This window comes from Hwangdonia seohaensis (assembly GCF_031932625.1).
GTDB classification, from domain to species: Bacteria; Bacteroidota; Bacteroidia; order Flavobacteriales; family Flavobacteriaceae; genus Hwangdonia; species Hwangdonia seohaensis.
The window spans coordinates 720,647-743,617 of the sequence record NZ_JAVSCK010000003.1 but is presented as its reverse complement, the minus strand read 5'-3'; the positions used below and the strand labels follow the sequence as shown (position 1 = coordinate 743,617).

General features: G+C 36.4%; 13 protein-coding genes. 1 reads left to right on the top strand and 12 read right to left on the bottom strand.

Translation table 11 applies throughout. The features are described from left to right. Window positions 1-30: 30 nt before the first annotated feature. The 7 genes from RNZ47_RS12280 to RNZ47_RS12250 form a co-directional block, all read right to left on the bottom strand. Window positions 31-1,500 carry a glycosyl hydrolase family 18 protein gene (locus RNZ47_RS12280; RefSeq protein WP_311940411.1) on the bottom strand — a complete coding sequence of 490 codons (1,470 nt, stop codon included), beginning with the start codon at window positions 1,498-1,500 and terminating at the stop codon, window positions 31-33. A 52-nt stretch (window positions 1,501-1,552) separates the two neighbouring features. Further along, a complete protein-coding gene (locus tag RNZ47_RS12275; protein ID WP_311940409.1) occupies window positions 1,553-3,259 on the bottom strand; it encodes a glycoside hydrolase family 3 protein in 1,707 nt (568 codons plus the stop codon). Beyond that, on the bottom strand, window positions 3,252-4,079 hold the full coding sequence (murQ, locus tag RNZ47_RS12270; RefSeq protein WP_311940407.1) for an N-acetylmuramic acid 6-phosphate etherase: 828 nt from the start codon (window positions 4,077-4,079) through the stop codon (window positions 3,252-3,254). The genes RNZ47_RS12275 and murQ overlap by 8 nt, the downstream gene beginning before the upstream one ends. Window positions 4,080-4,099: 20 nt before the next feature. Beyond that, the gene (locus RNZ47_RS12265) at window positions 4,100-5,548 is read right to left on the bottom strand and encodes a sodium:solute symporter (RefSeq protein WP_311940405.1); all 1,449 of its coding nucleotides are present in this window, start codon (window positions 5,546-5,548) and stop codon (window positions 4,100-4,102) included. 13 nt (window positions 5,549-5,561) lie between these two features. After that, complete coding sequence (locus tag RNZ47_RS12260; RefSeq protein WP_311940403.1) at window positions 5,562-6,749, bottom strand: exo-beta-N-acetylmuramidase NamZ family protein; 1,188 nt, start codon at window positions 6,747-6,749, stop codon at window positions 5,562-5,564. Window positions 6,750-6,912: 163 nt separating this feature from the next. After that, window positions 6,913-8,400 (bottom strand): SusD/RagB family nutrient-binding outer membrane lipoprotein, encoded by a 1,488-nt coding sequence (locus RNZ47_RS12255; RefSeq protein ID WP_311940401.1) that lies wholly within the window; start codon window positions 8,398-8,400, stop codon window positions 6,913-6,915. Window positions 8,401-8,413: 13 nt separating this feature from the next. Continuing rightward, window positions 8,414-11,602, bottom strand: coding sequence for a SusC/RagA family TonB-linked outer membrane protein (locus RNZ47_RS12250; protein WP_311940399.1), 3,189 nt, complete (start codon window positions 11,600-11,602; stop codon window positions 8,414-8,416). Window positions 11,603-12,217: 615 nt separating this feature from the next. On the opposite strand from RNZ47_RS12250, the gene RNZ47_RS12245 reads away from it, so the two are divergent. Next, complete coding sequence (locus RNZ47_RS12245) at window positions 12,218-12,967, top strand: DeoR/GlpR family DNA-binding transcription regulator (RefSeq protein ID WP_311940397.1); 750 nt, start codon at window positions 12,218-12,220, stop codon at window positions 12,965-12,967. 137 nt (window positions 12,968-13,104) lie between these two features. Here the strand turns inward: RNZ47_RS12245 and RNZ47_RS12240 are convergent, their stop codons facing one another. The 5 genes from RNZ47_RS12240 to RNZ47_RS12220 all read right to left on the bottom strand — a co-directional run bounded on the left by RNZ47_RS12240 (window position 13,105) and on the right by RNZ47_RS12220 (window position 22,962). After that, complete coding sequence (locus RNZ47_RS12240) at window positions 13,105-15,141, bottom strand: family 20 glycosylhydrolase (protein WP_311940396.1); 2,037 nt, start codon at window positions 15,139-15,141, stop codon at window positions 13,105-13,107. A gap of 67 nt (window positions 15,142-15,208) precedes the next feature. Beyond that, window positions 15,209-16,645, bottom strand: coding sequence for an alpha-L-fucosidase (locus tag RNZ47_RS12235; protein WP_311940395.1), 1,437 nt, complete (start codon window positions 16,643-16,645; stop codon window positions 15,209-15,211). A gap of 171 nt (window positions 16,646-16,816) precedes the next feature. Continuing rightward, window positions 16,817-17,932: a pyridoxal-phosphate-dependent aminotransferase family protein gene (locus RNZ47_RS12230; protein ID WP_311940393.1), complete on the bottom strand. Its 1,116-nt coding sequence runs from the start codon at window positions 17,930-17,932 to the stop codon at window positions 16,817-16,819. 22 nt (window positions 17,933-17,954) lie between these two features. Next, window positions 17,955-20,822, bottom strand: coding sequence for an FAD-binding and (Fe-S)-binding domain-containing protein (locus RNZ47_RS12225; protein ID WP_311940391.1), 2,868 nt, complete (start codon window positions 20,820-20,822; stop codon window positions 17,955-17,957). A gap of 55 nt (window positions 20,823-20,877) precedes the next feature. Then, on the bottom strand, window positions 20,878-22,962 hold the full coding sequence (locus RNZ47_RS12220; RefSeq protein WP_311940389.1) for a beta-glucosidase family protein: 2,085 nt from the start codon (window positions 22,960-22,962) through the stop codon (window positions 20,878-20,880). Between the last annotated feature and the right edge of the window lie 9 nt (window positions 22,963-22,971).

The window sequence follows — 22,971 nt, the reverse complement described above, 5'->3', positions numbered from 1 at the left end:
AAATTATGGTTTTAAGGTGTGCCTTAAATTTTAATTTGATTTTACAATTTTTAAAGTTGCTTGCTTTCCGTTTTCATCTTCAATCTTTAAAAAATACATTCCGTTTTCTAAATGACTCATATTTATGGTTTTAGAATCTTTGGATACTTTTAAAACAGATGCACCTAAAATACTAAACATTTCCATTTTGACACCTATTATAGATTTATTATTTGAGATGTGAACAAAATCTGAGGTTGGATTTGGATAAATTTTGATTTCCCCACTATAAACATCACTTAATGAAGCTGTTGCACCAAATTTTGTGTTTATCAAATCCCAAAGTTCTGGTCGGCCGCCATCATAATTTAATGCCCACATACCTACGCCTCCTAAATTATTAGTAATAGCTAAATCGAACTTTTTTGAAATGCTTAATTCATTATCTGCCCAAACCTGATTCCAATCGGTTCCGTCGTTCCACCTGTACCAAGGCGATTGAAAATCCGAATTCCAAATAAACCCACCGTAGTTATCAGCCTCAGTAACAGTATTTCTATATCTGGTTGAACCTACATAGTCGGTTACCGTGGACTCGGGAGCATTTGTTGCCGTTTTCCAATGTTGGCCGTAGTACGGCACTGCCAAAATTAACTTTTCTGGATTATTAGCGGTTGGCACCGCATAAGTACCCGTTTCTATGGTTCTTGTAACAAAGCGTTTCCAAGACGTGTGATGTGTTAATGGTGCCACCGGACCGGAATTTGAGCTAAAAGATCCCGTATAATCGTATGCCATAACAATCAAATAATCTACACTGTTTACCAAATCATCAATAATCCATCCTCCCCAATTTACAGCAGGCCCATCAAAAGACACTTCTTTGCCCGGTAATTCAGCATGTATATACGCCGTTAATTCTGCCATAAAAGTATTCAATTCTGCACCTCTGTGAGCTGAGGTCATACCTTCAAAATCTATATTAACCCCATCTAAGTTATAGGTTTGAATTATACTTTTAACATTGGCAAAGAAAATATCTCTTTTAGCGGTATTAGTAAATAATTCCCAGGCAACGGCATCAGCTCCGTCTGCCCCACCAAAGTTAACAACGGTCATAATTACTTTGGTGCCCGCCGCATGGGCAGCATTTATTTCGGTAGTCCAAGGCCAACCAACAGGTTTGCTTATAGACCCATCTAATTGCACCAAAAAATCAAAACACGCAATATGGGTTAATAAATCGTATTGAATGTTGCTGTGCGCGCCAGCACTCTGTTCCCAATAAGGCAAAAACCCAAATACCTTTTTGTTTAAGGTGGTTGCTTTTGATTGATTTAAACCAATAATAGGCTCTGTTTTATTTTTTACATCAGATTTGTTAACATCTGTGGTTATTTTTCCAAATTCCTCTTTTTGTAATTGGTGCGCGCCTTTTGTAATTAACTCTTGTGCTGAAACCGTTTGAAATATTGCAAAAATTAATACAAATAATAATTTGTGTGGTAAGTTTTTTTTCATTTTTTCTACGTTTTAGGATTATTAATATGTTTGTAGTTAAACAAAAATTTGTTTAATCGTTTTGTATCATTGACATACTATAATGCATAGGAAAAGTTTTTGATATTGAGGCTGGTAATTCTCCTTTGGCTTCGGTTTCTCCAAAAATAATTTGTGCAGAAATATTGTTTGCCCATTCTGAATTTTCATAGGAAACAATAACACCTTCAACATTTTCAAGAGACAGGTTTTGTAAACTGTACTGGCTTGCAAATACAGTTAAAATTACCTTATGGTTTTTTGACAGGTTTTCAATTAACATTCTATCTTTATTCGATATAGCTTTGGTTATCCTACTATTTAAACGGTGGTAACCAACAATTATCTTATCGTATTTTTTAAGTTCGTTTGATAGATTTTTTTGTGATAAATTGGAAACATCAGTAACATTGGTTTTTAATTTTATGGCATTTAAAAACGTTTCGTCTCCTCCATCTCCTAATTTTAAGAATGCTATTTTTTCATTTGATTTTTTTTGTAATGGCAAAACAGCATCGTCATTTTTTATTAGCGTAATCGCATTATTGATAGCCTCTTCATACAAAGCATCATTGATACCTTTATTCAAATCATTTAAAAGATTATTTACCGCAATAGGTTTAAATTGATTTAAGTCTGCATTAAATTTAGCGGTAAGAATCTTTTTTATGGAATGGGATAAGCGCTCCTCGGTTATTTCGTTGGTATTGTATGCCTCCATAATTTTAGAAATGGCTTTGGGAGCATCTTCAGTAAAAAGCAATACATCGTTACCTGCTTTAAACGCCGCTAAATCTATATCTCCCGGTTCTTTATAATTTGCGGCTCCCTTCATATTTAAGGCATCTGTAAAAATGAGTCCTTTAAATGCTAATCTTTCTTTTAAAACATTTGTAACTATTTGATGCGACAGAAAAGAAGGCAATCCGTTTTCTTGCTCTAAACCAGGCACATTTAAATGGGCAACCATAACGCCCGCAATGCCTTTGTTGAACAATTGCTTGTACGGGTAAAGTTCAACCGAATCAATCCGTTCTTTTGTAAAGGAAACGGTAGGCAATGTTTTGTGCGAGTCTGTATCAGTATCGCCATGCCCAGGAAAATGTTTCGCACATGCCAATACGCCTTCGCTTTGTAAACCCTCGGTAAACGCAATGGCTTTTTTTGTTACGTTGATTTTATCCTCTCCAAAAGAACGGACACCAATTATAGGATTTTTTGGGTTTGTATTGATATCGACTACGGGAGCAAAGTTTATGTGAATCCCTAACCTTTTACAGTCCTTTCCTATTTGTTTTCCAATACGCTCAATAACATGATTTTGTTTTATAGCTCCAAGCGTCATGTTATATGGGTATTTTGAGGTGCTATCCAGCCTCATGTTTAAACCCCATTCGCCATCGACACCTATAAACAAAGGCACTTTAGAGATGGCTTGGTACTTGTTGGTTTGGTTTGCTTGATTTACGGGGTTTCCTTGAAAAAATATTAGACCTCCAATATGGTAATCCTGAATAAGATTTTTGATAAAACCCGTATGGATACTATCTCGATTTGAATAGGCAGCGACCATAAATAATTGCCCTACTTTTTCCTTAAGAGACATGTTATTATACAAGCTATCTACCCATTGCGTGCTCAAATCGATACTTGTTGGGTTGCTATTAGGTTGTTTTTTATTGGAATTACACGAGATAAAACCAAAAACAGAAATTACGGATATAACTAGAAACTTATTCATTTTTGTTATTTAAATTAAATGTGTCAATGGCTTCCCTAATGCTTTGGTGTTTAGATAATAGCTGGTTTGCTTTTTCTTCGTCAACTTTAAGTTCGTTCATAATCATGTCAACCCCTCTTTTAACAAGTTTTTTGTTTGACAGTTGCATGTTTACCATTTTGTTGCCTCTTACCCTTCCCAGTTTAATCATAACCGTTGTCGAGATCATGTTTAAAACCAGTTTTTGTGCCGTTCCCGCTTTCATTCTGGTGCTTCCCGTAACAAACTCGGGGCCAACAACCAATTCGATTGGATGATCTACTTCTAAAGACAGCGGCGAGTTTTTATTGCAGGTAATACAGCCCGTGATGATGCCATGTTTTTTTGCTGCTGTAACCCCGCCAATAACATAGGGCGTTGTGCCCGATGCGGCGATTCCTATAAGCACATCGTTTTTTGTAATGTTGTATTCTTGTAAATCTTTCCATGCCATTTCGGTATCGTCTTCGGCGTTTTCCACCGCTTTTCTAAGTGCCATATCGCCTCCTGCAATAAGTCCGATTACCAAATTATCTGGTACGCCATACGTTGGTGGACATTCAGAGGCATCGAGAACACCCAATCGACCACTTGTTCCCGCGCCTATATAAAATAATCTGCCGCCAGACTTCATTTTACTGTAAATATCCTCTACCAATTTCTCAATTGAAGGAAGCACTTTTTCAACTGTATAAGCCACTGTTTTGTCTTCTTTATTCATGTTTGAGAGCAAATCAACGGTACTCATTTTTTCCAGATCGTTATAACCGGAAGCCTGTTCTGTGGTAAGCTTATTTTTCATATTGATTATTTTAAGTTTCACTACTTCCTTTTCATAATCATTAAACCTACAACGGTTAATAGTGCATTTACAAAAACGTTCATAAATCCAAAATCAAAATTATACCAGCGAATAAAGACATCGTTTAAAAAGTAGGTTATCAACGGCATTACAATGCATATAAAAGGCACCGCAGCATCTTTAATTTTTATTTTGGTGAAAATCCCGAACATATAAAGCCCCAATAATGGCCCATACGTGTAACCGGCGACCTTAAAAATGGTTGAAATAACATCGCCTTTACTTTCTGAAAACAGCATTATAATGGTAAAAATTATTGCTGAAAAACCGAATAGCACTCTATTTTTAAGCTGCTTTTTTTGTTTGGAACTTTTATGCTGAATATCTAAAAAATCGTGGGTAAACGATGTTGTTAAAGCGGTTAACGCAGAATCTGCACTTGAAAATGACGCTGCGGTAATTCCTAAAATAAAACTGATACTGGCTATGATTCCAAAATGATTTAATGAAAGCATCGGGAATAAAGCATCGGTATTAATGAATTTTCCGTTTTCAATTTCCAGTTGAATACCGAACTTTTCAGCATACAAATATAGCATCACACCCAAGCCCAAAAACAAAAATTGGGTAACCGCTAAAATGAGACTAAATGTTAAAATGTTACGCTGGGCTTCTTTTTTGTTTTTGCAGGTTAATGTTTTTTGCATCATATTTTGATCTAAACCAACCATGGCAATGGCAATTAAAACCCCAGAAATAAACTGTTTAAAAAAGTTGTTTCCCGAATTGAAATCCCAATCGAAAACCTTAAAATACTCGTGTTTTGTAACTGTTGAAATGGTTTCTGAAAAACTCAAGTTTAAAGCATCTTTAGTCACATAAATAGTTACAATGGCTGCCATTAGCAAAAAAAATGTTTGAAGCGTATCTGTCCAAACAATGGTTTTAATACCCGATCTGTGCGTGTACACCCATATTAAAACCAGTATTAAAAGTACGGTTATATAAAATGGGATATTAAAGGCATCAAATACCGCGTATTGTAAAATTTTTGCGGCAAGCAACAATCTTAAAGCAGCTCCAAAAGATTGTGATATCAAGAAAAACAATGAGCCTGTTTTATAGGTTCTTATCCCGAATCGCGTTTCTAAATAGGTGTATATTGAAACCAATTTTAAATCGTAATAAATAGGAATTAAGATGTAGGTTATAAACACATATCCCACAACGTTACCAAAAACAAACTGTAAGTAATAAAAGTAATTGGTGCCCACCATACCGGGAATTGACACGAATGTAACACCCGATAATACGGCACCAATCATACCAAAAGCAACGACCTGCCACGGCGATTCCCTATCGCCCGTATAAAAAGATTCGTCACTGGATTTTTTGGAAACGAAATGCGATATTAACATTAACACTCCAAAATAGGATGCAATAATTATTAGAATTAATGTGGCGTTCATTTATATTGTTTTATTAATAAATTTTTATGTCGTTGAGTTGTAATCTGTAATCTTTTAAATGTTCAAAATCATCCAACATATCCATAGAATCGTTATTTTCTACCCAATGCCGTAATTTATCCGTTCCGTTAATAATATCTATGGGCATTTGCCTGTAGTTATATTCAAAAGGCGGGTTTTTCCATTCAAAATCATTGCCTAAATAATGGTATAATTCGCGTATTATAAATTGACCAACACGCCAAGGCCTAAAAGTTGTTCTATCTAAAACATGAACCTGAAAACCACCACAAACTTCATTCGCTTTTTTATCAAAAGTAGGTGTAAATGTTATAGGCCGAAGTTCAACCCCTTTTAGTTTAGACTGTTTTACCCTGTTTGATAAATGATTGCTATAAAATGAAAATGAATTGATTTTTGGATGCCCCATTATTTCCAAAGATTGGGTGGTACCGCGTCCCTCGCTTAAGTTGGTACCTTTAAACAAAACGGTTGACGGAAAGGTGAATGTAGTTTCAATTCTCGGGATATTAGGAGAAGGCAACAACCATGGCAGTTTAGTATCTTCAAAATACATATTACGCTCCCAGTATTGCATTTTTATTATTTTAAGGTTGGTTTTCTTTTTTGTCCAAAACTTTTGATGCATCAATGCCACTTCGCCAATAGTCATACCGTGGCGCACAGGTATAGGGTGCCTTCCTATAAAAGACTCGAACTTTAAATCTAAAATATTGCCTTCCGTGTCTATTCCGTTTACTGGATTGGGGCGATCTAATACAACAACTTGAATGTCTTTATCACTGCATTTTTCCAGTAGAAGCGTAAGTGTGTAAATGTATGTGTACATGCAGCACCCAACATCTTGAAAATCAACAAATAAATAATCGATACCCTTTAGCATATCGTCTGTGGGTATAAGTGTTTCAGAATACAACGAATACACAGGTATATTGAAATAAGGATGTATGTAATGATCGGTTTCAATCATATTATCTTGAGCATCGGTATTAAAACCATGCTGTGGTCCAAATAATTTTACAAACCTAGCCCCAAATAGTTCTTTAAATCTAAATGCAGCGTGCACACAGGTAGCATCAACAGAAGCGTTATGGCAAAGCAATGCCACATTCCCGTTGAAAGTTTTTTGCAAGCCTTCGTTGTTTATCAATACATCAAGACCTGTTCTAACTTTTTTCATAATAAACTCTTTGAGCTTAAATACACCAATTAAAAAAAGAGGTGAGAGTAATAAACTGATTTCCCTCACCTCAATTACTAACTCAAAACTAAACACTAACTATATTAATGAGGCTTAAAACTGTAATTACATCAAAATATTAAATCTATCTCTTTTTATTGATTTAATTTACATCCCACCACATTCTGGTTAACAAGGAGTCGCCACCTTGTTGCTCGATAGCGGCAGCAACATTTTCTGGGTTGTTTAATTTTTCAGAACCTGGATATGGTAATCTTCTTGGTATTTGGCCATCTGAAACAAGGTCTGCAACATCTGCGGGAACCAAAACAGGATACCCCGATCTTTTCCAATTTGAAAAGGTTTCTAAGCCATTTCCAAACGTGGCTACCCAATATTGCTCATTAATCATTTTTAAGGCATCCGTAGGCACAAATGGATTAGCTGCTAAATAATCGTGAATTTGAGTAGATGTAATATTAACACCATTGCCATATAAAGACAAATAACTCATTGCGGCAGTTACACCTGCGTTGTAATGCGCTTCAACATCGCCTCCAGCTAATCCCCAACGTTCTGCTGCTTCAGCTAACATAAATTCTACTTCAGCATAAGTTTGAAAGAAAAAAGGCGCATCATAAACAATAACTCCAGAGCCTCCAAAAATGTTAATGTTCGGTTTCGAATTTGCTGTGCCTCTAGTTGGGTCGTTTATATCTTGACCAAATTGTAGTGCAAAATCCGTGTTTCCATCAACCGTTGAGCATAATACCGATACTCTTGGATCGTTTCTATCCTTCATAAAATCCATAAAGGTCTTAGAGATTTTCACTTGGGTAGGTCCTCTTGACGTAAAACATTTTGTAAGCGGGTTAACATTTGGACCTCCATCATTAGCAGAGTCTTCATATTGGGTATAGGCAATATCATCATTGCTTGTCATAACACCTCCGTTAATGGCTTTGGTAGCCCAAGCTTGAGCTCCAGCTTCATCGACGTTTACCATGCGCATAGCTAAACGCAACATGAGTGAATTTGCAAATTTTCGCCATTTTGCAGTATCGCCGGCAAATAACAAGTCGGCAGATCCAAAAGAGCTATCGCCTCCAGAGCTTAATGTAGCGGCAGCACTTTCTAGCGTTGCCAACATATCGGCATAGATATCGCTTTGCTTATCGTACTTTGGAAAACGAATACCTTCTAAAAAGCCTCTACCAGCTTCGCTATAAGGGATATCTCCGTAAGCATCGGTAATTCTACTAAATATAAGAACCCGTTGCACTTTCGCTATGGCCAAATCGGTGGTTGCTGTAGGGCTTGTACTTGCTTCTAATTGAGCCTCTAGATCAACTATATTTTTAACCGTAGTTTTAAATTGCTCTTCAAAAAGCCAATGTGTATTTCCTTCTTTATATAAAAATGAAACATAAGAGGTGTTGTTTAGGTGCTGAACATTCTGCATTAAATGAATAACGTTCCAAAATAAATAAGCAACGTAGTTACTGCCTCCAGTATGTAACTGAATATAGGTTAACTTTGTTGAAGGGTCGAGCTGTGTTGGTTTTGTAGGATTTACGTTAAGCTCCTCAAAGCCTTCATCGCAAGATCCAAACGTTACAACTATTGCTAGTAAAATAAGTATTTTTTTCATTTTTCTTTTCTTTTTAAAATTTAACATTTACAGAAAAACCATAGCTTCTGGTTGATGGTATTCCGAATCTTTCAATGCCTTGGGAATTCAGGTTGTTTAAAGCTGCTTCCGGGTCAACATTGTCAATTTCCTTATGAATAAAGAAAAGGTTTCTACCAATTAATGAAACTCTTAAATCATTAATAAAAATATTTTTCAGAATATCTTTTGGCAAATTATACGACAAACTTAGCTCTCTAAATTTAATGAAGTCGGTACTGTAAACAAACTCCTCAGATATACCTGCGCTCTCTTCTCCAATTCGGCCATAATACGTTCTTAAATTTTCTGGTGCTACAGTTGCTGTAAATGGCTGACCAGTAGCATCGTCGATTCCCGAAACAACTAAGCCTGTTTCTCTACCTTCGAGCGTTTTTTTATGTAATCCTCTTAACATCAATTCTCTATTGGTGCCTGAATGCACGCTTCCACCAAATTTGGCATCAATTAAAAACCCTAATGATACGTTTTTGTATCTAAAGGTATTTGAAAAACCTAATGTATAAGGCGCAACACCTTGCCCTAATATTTTATTTTCTCCTTGAATGGGTCTTGGAATTGTACCACTAATATCGTACATAATGTTTCCGTCTTCATCTCTCTTATAAGACGATCCAAAAATTACACCGTAGTTTTCGCCAACGATATGGGAAATTATCGCTGTTCTTGATCGGGTTTGGCTGCCATCAACATTTATGGGTGTATCTTCATCATCCGTAGAAATAATTTTACTTTCGTTAAAACCTAAGTTAAACGATGTGTTCCATGAAAAATTCTCGGTTTTAATAGGCGTACCACCAATTAACAATTCAACTCCTTTATTTTCCAATTCACCAATATTTAGGATCGATGATGTAAAACCAGATGATTGCGACGCCGCGGCCCTAACAATGTCATTAGTGGTTTGGTTATGGTAATAAGCGACATCAAGATTTAAACGATTATTAAAAAATCTCGCATCTAAACCAAATTCGTATTCTGTTTTTTGAAACGGCACCAAATTAGGGTTAGGTATAGAGTTTCCATTTAATTGTCCAAATGATTGTCCTTGGAACGACCCTGTTATAGCGTAGTCTAAATTTAAGGCATAGGCATTTCTAGCACCTCCGGCCACTTGCGCATAACTTGCCCTTAACTTAGTATAAGTAAAAACATCTGGCAGATTTAAAGCCTCGTTTAACAATAAACTACTACTTACAGACCAGTAAAAGTCGTTATTTGGAGTTTGTTTACCAGGAAAAGACAGGGTTGAGAACCAATCATTTCTTCCTGTAAATGTGAGGTAAAAGAATTTATCGTAATCAAATTCAAAAGAACCGTACAACGAATTGGTTTTGGTTTTAGAATAACTATTGGTTGGTTCGGGTAAAGTTGTATTGTTTAAATCCTCTAAACCAATTACAATAAAACCTCTCCCAAGCGCGCTTAACTGGTCAAAAGTTGACGTTCTTGTATTGGCACCAATAATAGAATTAGTTGATATTTTACCAGTAATAGCCTTATCTATCCCTAGCATAACATCTGCATTAAAAGATGAATACGTAGCTTTTCTTTGCTCTAATTGACCCGCAGGACGATAAGCCGTTCCGTAAGGTGTTACATTTCTTCTTGACAAATCGTAGGTATCAATACCAGCACGACCAGATGCATACAACCAATCTGTTATATCGTAACGTAAATTGGTAGATGCGGTTAGTCTGTTTTTCCTGTCATCATTATTAAAATCATTGACGGCCCAATATGGGTTTGAAATAAATTGACTTGGCTGAAATAGAAGCTCTGTTCCTTCTGTATTAGACCCCGGTTTTAAATCGTAAATATCTAAACTACTAGGCAACACAAACGCTACTGTATTTGCATTTCCTGGCGTGTCTCCAATATTAATACGGTTGTGTACTTTTTCAATAACATATTTAGCATTAATTATTGAAGTTAATCTGGGATTAATCTCAGCCGATGCATTTAACGATAATGATTTTCTGTTTAAAGTCGATCCTGGGAAAATATCTTTGTTTTCTAAATTAGAAAAAGAAAAACGGTAGTTGTATCCATCACCTCCTTTTGTTAATGCCAAGGTGTTTACTGCCGTTGTGCCCGTATCATAAAACTTATCTAAATTATTGCCTTTGTAACTGTACGGCCTTTTAACGCCATCCCAATTATATACCAGCGAACCATCCATTATAGCACCCCAAGATTGTAATGAACTTACAAAAGAATCATCAATAGCATTTTCAACATTTGAAATTTCTACCGGATTATTATTTACATCGTATTCATATCCTGGTTTCAGCCTATTGTTTCCTTGCCCATATATGGTTTGCATATCTTGAAGACTTGTATTTATCCTATCAAACGTATACGAACTAGAGTACTCTATACCTAGGTTCTTTTGTCCTTTTCCTGATTTTGTGGTAATCATAATAACACCATTTGAGGCCAACGAACCGTAAAGTGCTGAAGCTGAACTACCTTTCAATACGGAAACAGATTCGATATCATCAGGATTAAGTGATGATATATCGTCGCCACCATCACCAGTTCCATCATTCGTAGGGCCTACAACCGAACCATTTGTGTTGTTTATAACCGGTATACCATCAACTACATACAATGGTTGATTGTTGCCTGTTAAGGAACTTGCACCACGGATAATTACCCTACTTGAACCGGAAGCACCAGTGCTACTAGTTGAAATATTAACCCCTGCAACGCGACCCTGCAATGAGTTTACAGCACTTGTGGTTTTTACTTGCGATAATTCATCGCCATCAACCTTACTCAGGGCGTAACCCAAGGCCTTTGCCTCTCTTTTAATCCCTAAAGCTGTTACAACCACCTGATCAAGGCTAGTTGCATCTTCTTCCATCGCGATGTTCATTACTTGGTTTTCGCCAGTTAAAACTTGAGTAACAGTTTTAAAACCGATAAAGCTAAAAACAATCGATTTACCTGCAACATCGTTTGCTTGAATAGCGTACTTACCATCAAAATCCGTAACACTTCCTTCTGAAGTGCCATCAATAATAACATTTACGCCAACTAAAGGTATACCTGTTCCTTTTTCTGTAACAACACCAGAAATGGATGCAGATTGCGCAAAAGCACTATGCACAAAAAACACCATTAACAAGGTGAGCATTTGATAATAATAATTTTTCATATAAGTTATAGTATTTGTAGTTTCTGTAAAAATATAAAAACAAATTACAAAACAGCACTTTTTTTGCAAAAATATGCGTATTTAATACAAATAAACTGTAATTAACTACTATTTTAATGCAATAATCCTATTAAATCACACCTTATTTATCACAAAAAAAGAAAAACAGCAAAAATTTAATAGAATGATAATGCGATTAACCATAAAAAAGCAAATTTATTAGTTGAAGCGATACTTAATTATTGTATTTTTTTAAACCTCCGATATAAATTAAACGCTGCTTTAATAACAAAACTAATTCTGTGCTTATAAGAAAAACAATATTTATAAGGATAACATTTATCACGATTCATGTTAAAAAAGACTTGTAAACGCTATATTTAATCATTAATCCTGTTCCATAACACGAAAAACAATTACCTTTAATTTAAGCGTTTAATAAAATTATTATTTTAGAAGTACCCATAATTTTATACATTAGCAAAAGTTAGCAATAGCGATGCCGAAACCCATTATTTGTTTTTCAAACATGCAAGTTTACAAGCATAAACACGCAAAAAAACACTTATATTAATACACAATTTCGCATTTTTGTTATATTTAAAACAGATTTAAATGAAAAAAAAAGAACGTCAACAAAAAATAATTGATGAAGTAAATATTAGCAGAAAAGTGAGTTCTATTAGTTTATCTGAAAAACTAAACGTTTCTGAAGATACCATACGAAGAGATATTAAACAATTGGATGAGCGCGGATTATTAACTAAAATACATGGTGGTGCCATCTCAACTATCCAAAAACTTTATCATTATAATGAAGATGTTATATACAATCGAGAAAGCAAAATTCTTATAGCTCAAAAAGCCATTACTTTATTGGAAGATGGTTTGGTTATTATTATGAGCGGAGGCACCACAAACCTAATGCTTGCTAAATTATTTCCAAAAAACATAAAAGCAACCATTTACACCTATAGCCTGCCTATAGCCATGCAATTAACCGAACATCCATTAATAGAAACTATATTTATTGGAGGTAAAATTCATAGAAACTCAATGGTTACAACAGGCATTGATGTTATCCAATATCTCTCTAACATAAGAGCAAACATCTGTTTTATAGGTGTAAGCGGTGTAGATATTGAGCAAGGTATAACAGATGAAGGCTACGAGGTTTCTATAATAAAAAAGGCCATGATTGATGCCTCTGACAGGATTGTTTATTTAGCTACCTCAAATAAATTAAACGTAAGGCATAATTATGATGTTTGTAGCCTAAAAGATATTGGCACCATGGTTACCGATCTTAATACTGACGATCCAAAGCTTAAAGAATATATTTTAAAAGATGTAAACTTACTGTAAAATTGGACTTACTAACGAGAGCAAAAAACTTAAGCTTTATAAAAAGTTTAGCAAGCTTATCGAATTCTACAAATCTATTAACTGAACATGAAAGAAAAGTTTGCAAGTTTTTAGGCTGCCAACTATTCTTTTGCATCCTAGTTTTTATCAGGGCTAAATCGTAACCCACTCATATCTGTTGGAATAAAAGTAAACATCCAATTTTGATAGGTAGTAGCACGGGGAATTTTCACAAAAACGGTATTCCAACCTTTATTTAATTGTATTTTAGTCGGTGTTCTGGTCCAATAGAAGTCTTGTTCTTCCCAAGGAATTTCTTGATCTACTTTTGAGCCCCAACCTGTTTGCTTAGAGGGTTTCCAACCTGCATTTTCCCATAAAGGTGGAGCAACCGGATTGTTGTTTACCCAAATATTTCCTCCTGCGGGATCCCAAGAACCAATTTTAGGAACTCCTAAATATATTTTATTTGCTCTTAAAGCGGTTTCAAATCCAATCATAGCTTCAATTTCACGGTTTTCATCCGAATGTATATAAGTCATGGCATAAACCGTTTGTACTACTTTAGCATCTTCAAAGTGTCCAGTCAGCATCCAACGCTCCTTCATTACAATGGTATTTCCAATGGCATTTTTCCAAGATAAAATCGTATCGCCATAATTATAAGTCTCTTTCATTTCCTTTAATATCACATCGCCATCATCGCCATTAAAAGGCCCTATAAGTTGCCATTCTTTATCATTTTGTCGGAAATACGGAAACGGCTCATTTGAAAAGTATTTCTCTTTATGATACAATATAATATCTTCAAAAGCACTGTAATAATCTAATGCCTTTGTGTCTTTTGATGGCATTTTGGTGTAATATTCCGGGTATCCTTTTGCTAAATCAGCTGTCCAGGTTGTCCAAGCGTAAGTTAACATGGAAGAATAAACCGGGTTTTGCTCAAAGGCCTCCGATTCGTGTTTTAAATTTACATCGGGCCAAAAACAGAGCGTGCCGCCAATAACGTTATTCACTGAAGGAAACCCGATAGGTCTGAAAAACAGCCTTTGGATTTGCATCATGGGCTCTGCACCGTTCACATAATTATGCCATGAATCTATTTCCCTAAAATTACCGGGTTTAACATCTTCCGCAATCCAAGTTTGGTGAATAACATCATCATCAACCTCTAATCCGGGATGCCATACGACAACTTCTCGGTTGGCATCTTTACAGATTTTTACCATGGCGGCTATAAATCCTTTGGGGTTGGGGATTTTTACTTCATCAGAGCCAATATGGATTATGGGGCAGTCTTCTTGAGGGATTTCAGTGAAAAATTCATTTAAAACACCTTCTAAAATTTCCATGCCTTTTTCAGATTCCATCTTAACTCCGGTAGATGTTACAAAGGAATCGCTATGCCCCGGCATATCAATTTCAGGAATTACTTGAATGTGTCTGTCTTTGGCATATTTAAAAATTTCTCGTATTTCATCATAGGTATAATAGATTCCCGGGTCTCTGGTCTGTCTATGGTTGTTGCTATATGTAAGTTCAGGATATAATTTGCTTTCTATTCTCCAAGCTGGCCTGTCGGTTAAATGCCAATGAAACTTGTTTAACTTATACGCTGCCATAATATCCAGCTGCTTTTTTAGGCTCTCCATACTTTGGTAATTTCTTCCAACATCAATCATATAGCCCCGAAAAGCATGTTGAGGCCAATCTGAAATATCCACGAAAGGCACTTGGGCATTATCGATTAATTGTCGTAAAGTTTGCAAAGCATAAAAACGACCGCTTTCTGATGATGAAGCGATGGATATCCCTTTTTTTGCAACTTTTAATTTATACCCTTCATCTTTAATTTTTTTATCCTTTTTGAAAGTTATGAAGGCGGAAGCGTTTGCCAATACTTTTATATTGTTCGCACTTAATATTGATTTTAATTCTGATAATACAACAGTGTTTTGATTGCTTATTTCTTTTGAATCAATGGTAACTTCTGATAAATTCAAATATCCATCTTGCCATTTATACTCTTGCGGAAAGGGAATGAGTTTAACGGGTGCCGATTTTAAATGCGCAACGGTAAATTTTGATTCGAAATCTGAATTACTTTGCCCTAACATACTCAAACTGAATATGAAAATGAATAGTTGAACTGCAAATTGCTTATTATTCATACTTAATATTTTTATTTTTTTGAATTTCGAAAACTTATCGCGTTTAATGATGTGTTTGATTTTTTATCTACTGTGATATTTTAAACGCATAAGCATATTTACATGGCAGTTCTTCTGGCGACAAACAAGGAATATTTAAAATGATATCTTTTCCTTTTTGTTCGAAATCGATCTTAATATCGGTACCCACCAAAGTAATTTCAGTGTTTTTGGAAACTTTTATATCGCGAATCTCTAACGTGTCTTTTGGCCACTTGGGCACAATGGCAAAAACATCTTCGCCTTTCTTTGTGAAGAATATTTCACGTACCGCATATCCTGGTTCGGGGTCGATGGTTTGTTTTATAATTACGTTATTGGGCATGTAATGAACACCTTCCGGTTTCCAGTTTTTTATACCTTTTTCTGACCATTGGCTGGCATGCTTCCACTTTCTTGTTCCGTAGATAGCATCGCCATTTACATTCAACCATTCTCCCATGGCCAATAACCTATCTTGCATAATTGGTGGGATATTACCGTCTGCATCAGGGCCTATATCCAACAATAAATTTCCTCCGTGGCTTACCACATTTAACAATAAATAAATTAATGTTCTTTCGGAAGCGTAATCCCAAGCATCTTCATTTTTGTTATATCCGAAAGAAAAACCAAGACCTCTACATTCTTCCCAAGGCTTGCTTCCATCCAATTCCGAACCGTATTCGCTCGTATAATAACCGGCATGGTTAAATCTTGTGCCATCTCCCCATCTATCATTAATAACTACCGAGTCACCGATTGAAGATTCATTGAACAGCCATGTTAACAATTGGGGAGAACGCCATTGCTCAGGACTCATGCCCCAATCACCATCTGACCATATTAAATCTGGTTTATAATTTTCGACAAGTTCTTGAAATTGGGGTTTCGCGTGTTCTACGGCAAACTTCTCTTTGTCTTTGATATAAATTGGATTGAACCACTCCAAAAAAGAATAATAGGTTCCAAACTTTACATCTGTTTTCTTAACCGCAAGTTCTAGTTCTTTTAATAAATCCCTTTTTGCACCAAGGTCCTTGGCATTCCAATTAAAACCCCATGATTTATTTGCTGTTTCGCTAGGCCACAATGTAAAACCATCGTGGTGTTTTGAGGTAATAATCATGTATTTTGCACCGGCGTCTTCAAAAAGTTTCGCCCATTTATCGGCATTATAGCTTTTGGCGGTAAACATTTTTCCGAAGTCGTAATAACTAAAATCCGCTCCGTAGGTTTCTACATGGTGATTGTAAACTTCCTTTCCCGTAAATTTGCCATTGCCCGAAAGGGTTTTGTTTTGCATCCAATATTGATACCATTCGGCATAGGTTCCTTTAGGGCTCCAAGCCGGAACGGAATAAGGTCCCCAATGAATAAAAATACCAAATTTAGCATCTTCAAACCAAGGAGCTACCGGTCTTGTATCAATTGATTCCCAATTAGGTTCATACTTTTCCTGTGCTGCTACAAATTGGAAAAGCATTAAAAAAAATATGAAAATGTTTATTTGTTTTCTAACCATGATTCAAAGTTTTATTTTAATAATATTCATTTCATGCCATCAATGAATTCATTCTTAAAAAGTTATTGTGGTATAAATGATTTTTGGTTTGATTTATAGGATTAAACAGTACATATTTCATGTTGAAATCTTCTATTTGATTATGGTTTTTAAAGCTCCCAATAGCATATTTACATGATTTATAGTGGCACTCTCGCCCATTAATCCAACGCGCCAAATTATTCCGGCAAATGGCCCTAAGCCTCCTCCAACTTCAATATTATATTCGTTTAATAATTGTTTTCTTATGGCGAGTTCGTCTAATCCTTTAGGGATTTTAACGGCGTTTAACATGGGCAATCTATATTCTTTTTCTACCAAAAACTCAAATCCTAAATTTTCTAATCCATCTCTTAACAATTCATGGTTTTGTTGATGTCTTTTAAACCGATTTTCCAATCCTTCTTCCAATACCAACCTGAGCGATTCCCTCATGGCAAACATCGCGGAAACAGGAGCTGTGTGATGATAAGCCCTTTTGGCGCCTTCCCAATAATTCTTGACCATAGTGAGGTCTAAAAACCAACTTTGAACCTTTGTTTTTCTATGATCCAAAACATCAATAGCAGCTTGACTGAAAGTAACTGGCGATAATCCCGGAGGCGCACTTAAGCACTTTTGGCTTCCCGAATACAAAGCATCAATGCCCCATTCATCAACCCTTAAATCGACACCACAATATGAGGTAACCGCATCTACAACCAATAAAGCACCCGACTCCTTTGTGAGTTTACTAATTTCTTCCAACGGTTGCAAAACACCGGTTGATGTTTCCGCATGAACTATGGCAAGCAACTTAGGTTTACACCTTGCTAAGGCTTTCTTAACTTCGTTTGGATTTATTGGTTTGCCCCATTCTGATTCTACTTTTATCACTTTAGCACCACAACGCTCAGCAATATCTACTAGTCTAGTTCCAAAAACTCCATGGATACAAATTACAGCTTCATCGCCCGGTTCCAACAGGTTTACCAAACAGGTTTCCATACCGGCACTTCCGGGTGCAGAAACCACAAACGTTAATGGGTTTTTGGTTTTTAGGGTTTGCTGTGTCATTTGTTTAATATCGTCCATGACTTCTAAAAACTCCGGATCCAAATGGCCGACCAATGGGGTAGACATCGCCTTTAATACCCTTGGGTGCACATCGCTTGGGCCTGGTCCCATTAAAATTCTGTTACTCGTGTTTAGCTCGTTTATCTGTCTCATGATAATTTATATTTTAAAAATCTTATTTTTTTATAGCTCGAATAACCTCAACAAAATGTTTTGGTTTTGCTTCTGTAAAATGTTCGATTTGATGGCGACAACTAAATCCGCAAGCCACCAATTCTGAATCTTTTTTTAGTTTATTAACCGCGGGAAATAAAATGTCTTCACCAATCTTTTTCGACAAGTCGTAATGCTCTTTTTCATAACCAAAAGACCCTGCCATTCCGCAACAACCGGATGGAATCTCCGACACGTCTTTCTTAGAATTTTTTAACAATGATTTCATGGCACTTGTGCCGTAAAGGGCCTTTTGATGGCAATGTCCGTGAATTACAATTTGTTCTGATACGGGTTCAAAATCCACATCCAACCTGCCGTTATTATATTCATCCGATAGGAAAACATCAATCATCATAACACCATTTTTTAATTGTTCTGCTGTTTCTTGGTTGCTAATTAAATCCGGCAAATCATCGTTTAATGCCGAAGCACAACTTGGTTCGCACACCACAATTTTTAATCCTTGGTCCAAAAAAGGTTTTAATCCCTCAATGGTTTTTGCACCTTCACGTTTCGCATCTCTTAAAAATCCATGGGAAATTTTTGGACGTTGGCAACAGCCCACATTTGCTAAAACAACTTCATAACCACAGGAATTCAATAATTCGAGTGCTGAAATTCCAACTTGTGGCTCGTGATAATTTAAATAGGTATCAGCAAACAAAACAACTTTTTTGCTCCCTTTGTTTGTTTTAAACGCATTTTTAGCAAACCATTTATAAAAAGGTTCTTTCGCAAAATCCGGTAGGGTTCTACGTTTATCAAAACCCGCAGCTTTTTCTAAAATATACTTAAATATACTCGATTTTTGAATGGCGTTTACAATGCCCGACGTGGCTCCAGAAATTTTATTTGCCACCTTGGAAGAGTCGCGTATCAATTTATCCCTAAAAGATATCCTATTTTGGTCGTAATACATTTGCAATACGTCACCCTTCATTTTAGCCATATCCACATTGCTTGGGCATTCGGACTTGCAAGCTTTACAGGACAAACATAAATCCATCACCTCATGCAATCTTTTACCGGAAAGTGCATTTGCCCCCAATTGGTTTGACATGGCTAAGCGCAACGCATTGGCTCGCCCGCGTGTAGAATGTTCTTCATCTCTGGTAGCCTTAAAACTAGGGCACATTGTTCCGCCCAAAACCTTTCGGCATTCACCAACACCAGAACACATATGTACTGCGGCTTCAAATCCTTCTTCGGCTTTATAATTGTATTCGGTTTTTACCTTTTCATCTTTATAGTTAACCCCATATCTTAAATTCTTCTCAATGGTTTGAGCTTCAATGATTTTTCCCGGATTCATTAAGTTTTTAGGATCCATTAGCTTTTTAATATCCATAAAGACATTGTAAAGTGTATCGCCAAAAAACCGTTTATTATAGGCGCTTCTTACCAATCCATCTCCGTGCTCTCCGCTCCACGACCCTTTGTATTTCATGACCAACTCAAAAGTATCCTCGGTAATGTTTTTTAGTCGTTCAATATCTTCTGCCAATCTTAAATCTAAAATAGGTCTTACATGAATAACACCAACGCTTGCATGGGCGTACATTGCAGCCTTGGTTTGGTGTTTTTCGCAAACCTTTAATACTTGGTCTATGTATTCGGGTAATGATTCTGAGGGTATCCCAGCATCTTCAATAAACGGTAAAGGTTTTTTGTTTCCTTTTAAACCGAGCATCAAACCCAATCCTTTTTTACGCACTACCCAAACATCATCATAGGATTTTCCTTCCGGGAATAAAGGATAGGCATATCCAAAGTTATTCTCTTTTAAATAGGCTATCATTTTTTGAGGCCTGTCCATCACATCCGCTTTGGTATCTCCATAAAATTCAACTATAAGAATTGCAGCCGGATTACCTTCGATAAAATGACAGTGGTGTTTTGTCAATAAATTTTCTCTGCTCAACCCAACCACCGTTTTATCTAAAATTTCTACTGCGGAAGGATTGAATTCCAACATCGATTCGACAGCGGAAATAGCTTCCAGCAATTCAGCAAAATGCACCACACAAACGGATTTATGTTTGGGAAGATCAACGAGATTCAATTTTAGTTCCACCGTTGTGGCAAGCGTTCCTTCACTGCCGCAAATAAGTTTGCTTAAGTTCCAATTATCAGTATAGACAAACTCGTCTAAATTATAACCGCCAACGCGCCGCATAACCTTTGGAAAACGGGCTTTTATTTCTTCTTGATTTTGAAGTACTAAATTTTTGAATGTTTTATAAATTTCGCCTTCACGATTGTTTTGTGCTGCTTTTTTTTGATATTCTTCCGGTGAATAATTCTTTAAATGCAAGGGTGTTCCTTCGGCTAGAATAACATGGGCTTCCAAGACGTGGTCTACCGTTTTTCCGAACAAAACACTTTTGGTACCCGATGAATTATTTCCCACCATACCACCAACATTGGCTCTACTACTGGTTGCGGGATCGGGTGCAAAATGCAAACCTAAAGGCGCCAAAACAGCGTTTAAATCGTCTCTTGCCATGCCCGGTTGCACACGAACCCATTTTTCGGTTTCGTTAATTTCAATGATGGCATTCATATATTTTGAAAAATCCAATATCATAGATTTCCCAACGGTTTGTCCCGCTAAACTTGTACCAGCACCTCTAGGTAAAATGGCAATATTATTGGCAAAAGCAGTGTTTATAGCGATACCAACATCATCAGCATCTTTTGGCAGTACAATGGCTATCGGTTTAATTTGATAAATACTAGCATCTGTTGAATACATCCCTAATGATGCAGCATCGGTTAAAACCTCGCCTTTAATTTTACTTTTTAAATGCTGAAATATTTGTTCCATAAAAGCTCAAAAAAAAAATTTAGTTGTTAATGCCGCTTGCTATTTGTCCAATTTATTATTCGACGTCAATCGTTGTGGCGAGATGTATATTTTCGGAAGAGCTTCCTATTAAAATATCGTAACTCCCAGCCTCGACAGCCCATTCGTTTGTATTCTCATCAAAATGTTGAAATTCGATTTTGGTTAAAGTCAGTTCTATATTTTGATTTTCATTGGGATTCAATTTCACTTTCGAAAATCCTTTTAATTCTTTTGCCGCCTTTTTTACCAAACTGTTTTTTGGAGCAATGTATAATTGACTAATTTCTGACCCCGTTAAGCTCCCCGAATTTTCCACGTTAAATTTAACTTGAATGGTTTCTTTATCATCTGTTAACTTTGAATTTGAGACACTCAGGTTACTGTACGAAAAAGAAGTGTACGACAACCCGTGGCCAAAACAAAATTGGGGTTTTATTTTATGCGTATCGTAATGTCTGTAACCCACCATAATTCCTTCATCATAAAACACTTTCCCATCAACTCCTGGATATGATTTTGGACTTGAATGCGCCGGAGAATCGGTGAGTCTTTTAGGGAAAGTAATGGTAAGTTTACCAGATGGGTTTGTTTTTCCAATAAGCACTTCCGCTAAAGCGTTACCGCCTTCCATACCGTTGTACCAAGCCTGAATTACCGCAGGGGTTTTATCAATCCAACAGCTCATATTATTTGGTGTTCCTGCAACCAAAGAGACTATCGTGTTTGGATTTGCATCGACCAAGGCCTCGATTAAATCGTCTTGACCATAAGGCAAATTCATGTCCACTCTGTCAATATATTCCCTGTCATGTCCCGTATGGTTAAGTCCACCAACAACAATAACAGCATCGGCGTTTTTTGCTGCGTTTACAGCTTCTTCCCTTAACGCATCAGCATTTGCATCCTCATCTTCTGAGTAGCCTTGGCAATATGTAATTTCTACATCTTTAAAATGATTTTGAATCCCTTCTAACGGCGTTACTTCATATCGTGCTTTAACTTGTGAGCTTCCGCCTTCTATAGCGTGTTTTCTGGTAGCATTTGAACCAACCACTAATACTTTTTTCAATCTCAAAGGATTTAGCGGTAAAAGTTGATTTTCGTTTTTAAGTAAAACAATAGACTCTCTGGCAACTTTTAACGCAAAATGGTCGTGCTTGTCTGTATCCAAAGCTTCCAAACCACTGGTATCAAAATCCCTAACAAAAGCCATTACTTTAAGAACCCGTTTTACCTTATCGTCTATTTTAGACATGGGCACTTGGTTGTTGTTAACAGCTTCAATTAACGGGTTTGCCATATAGTAATTGTCCCATTCTTGTTCGGTTCCCATTTCGAGGTCGAGCCCGTTATTACCGGCCTCAATGGTATCGTGGGTGCCATTCCAATCGGACATCACCAAGCCTTCGAACCCCCATTTTTCTTTTAAAATATGATTTAATATATAATCATTATGGCAGCAATATTGCCCTCTAAATTTATTGTAAGCGCCCATAATGGATTTTACATCGCCCTCTAAAACCGCAGCTTTAAAAGCTGGTAAATATATTTCCTGCAGTGTTCTTTCATCCATTTCCGAGCTTATGGTAAACCTTTCCCATTCTTGGTTGTTGGCCACCAAATGTTTGGCACACGCCGCCACACCTTGGTCCTGAACACCGATAATGTATTTTACGGCAAATGTTTTTGTTAAATACGGATCCTCGCTCAAGTATTCGAAATTCCGCCCGTTAAGAGGTGTTCTGATAATATTTATGCCTGGGCCCAACAAGACTTCTTTTTTTCTATACCTAGCTTCTGTACCTAAAGTTTTACCAAACTCGTAAGCGAAATCAATATTCCATGTTGAAGCTAAAGCCAATTCGGTTGGTAAATAAACTGAAAAATCGTCGTCTCTTCCCGCCTGAACAAAAGCGACTATATCTGGAATTAATTCTGGACGAATTCCATGAGGTCCATCGGAAACCACCAAATTATCTATACCTAGGCGTTCTACGCCTCCCGATTCAAATTTTTGCGATGCATGGATAATAGACACTTTTTCTGCCAGTGTCATTTTAGAGATAAGACTATTAATATTCAATTTGTTTTTGGTTTTATTGTTATTGCTTTCTATCATCTTATTATG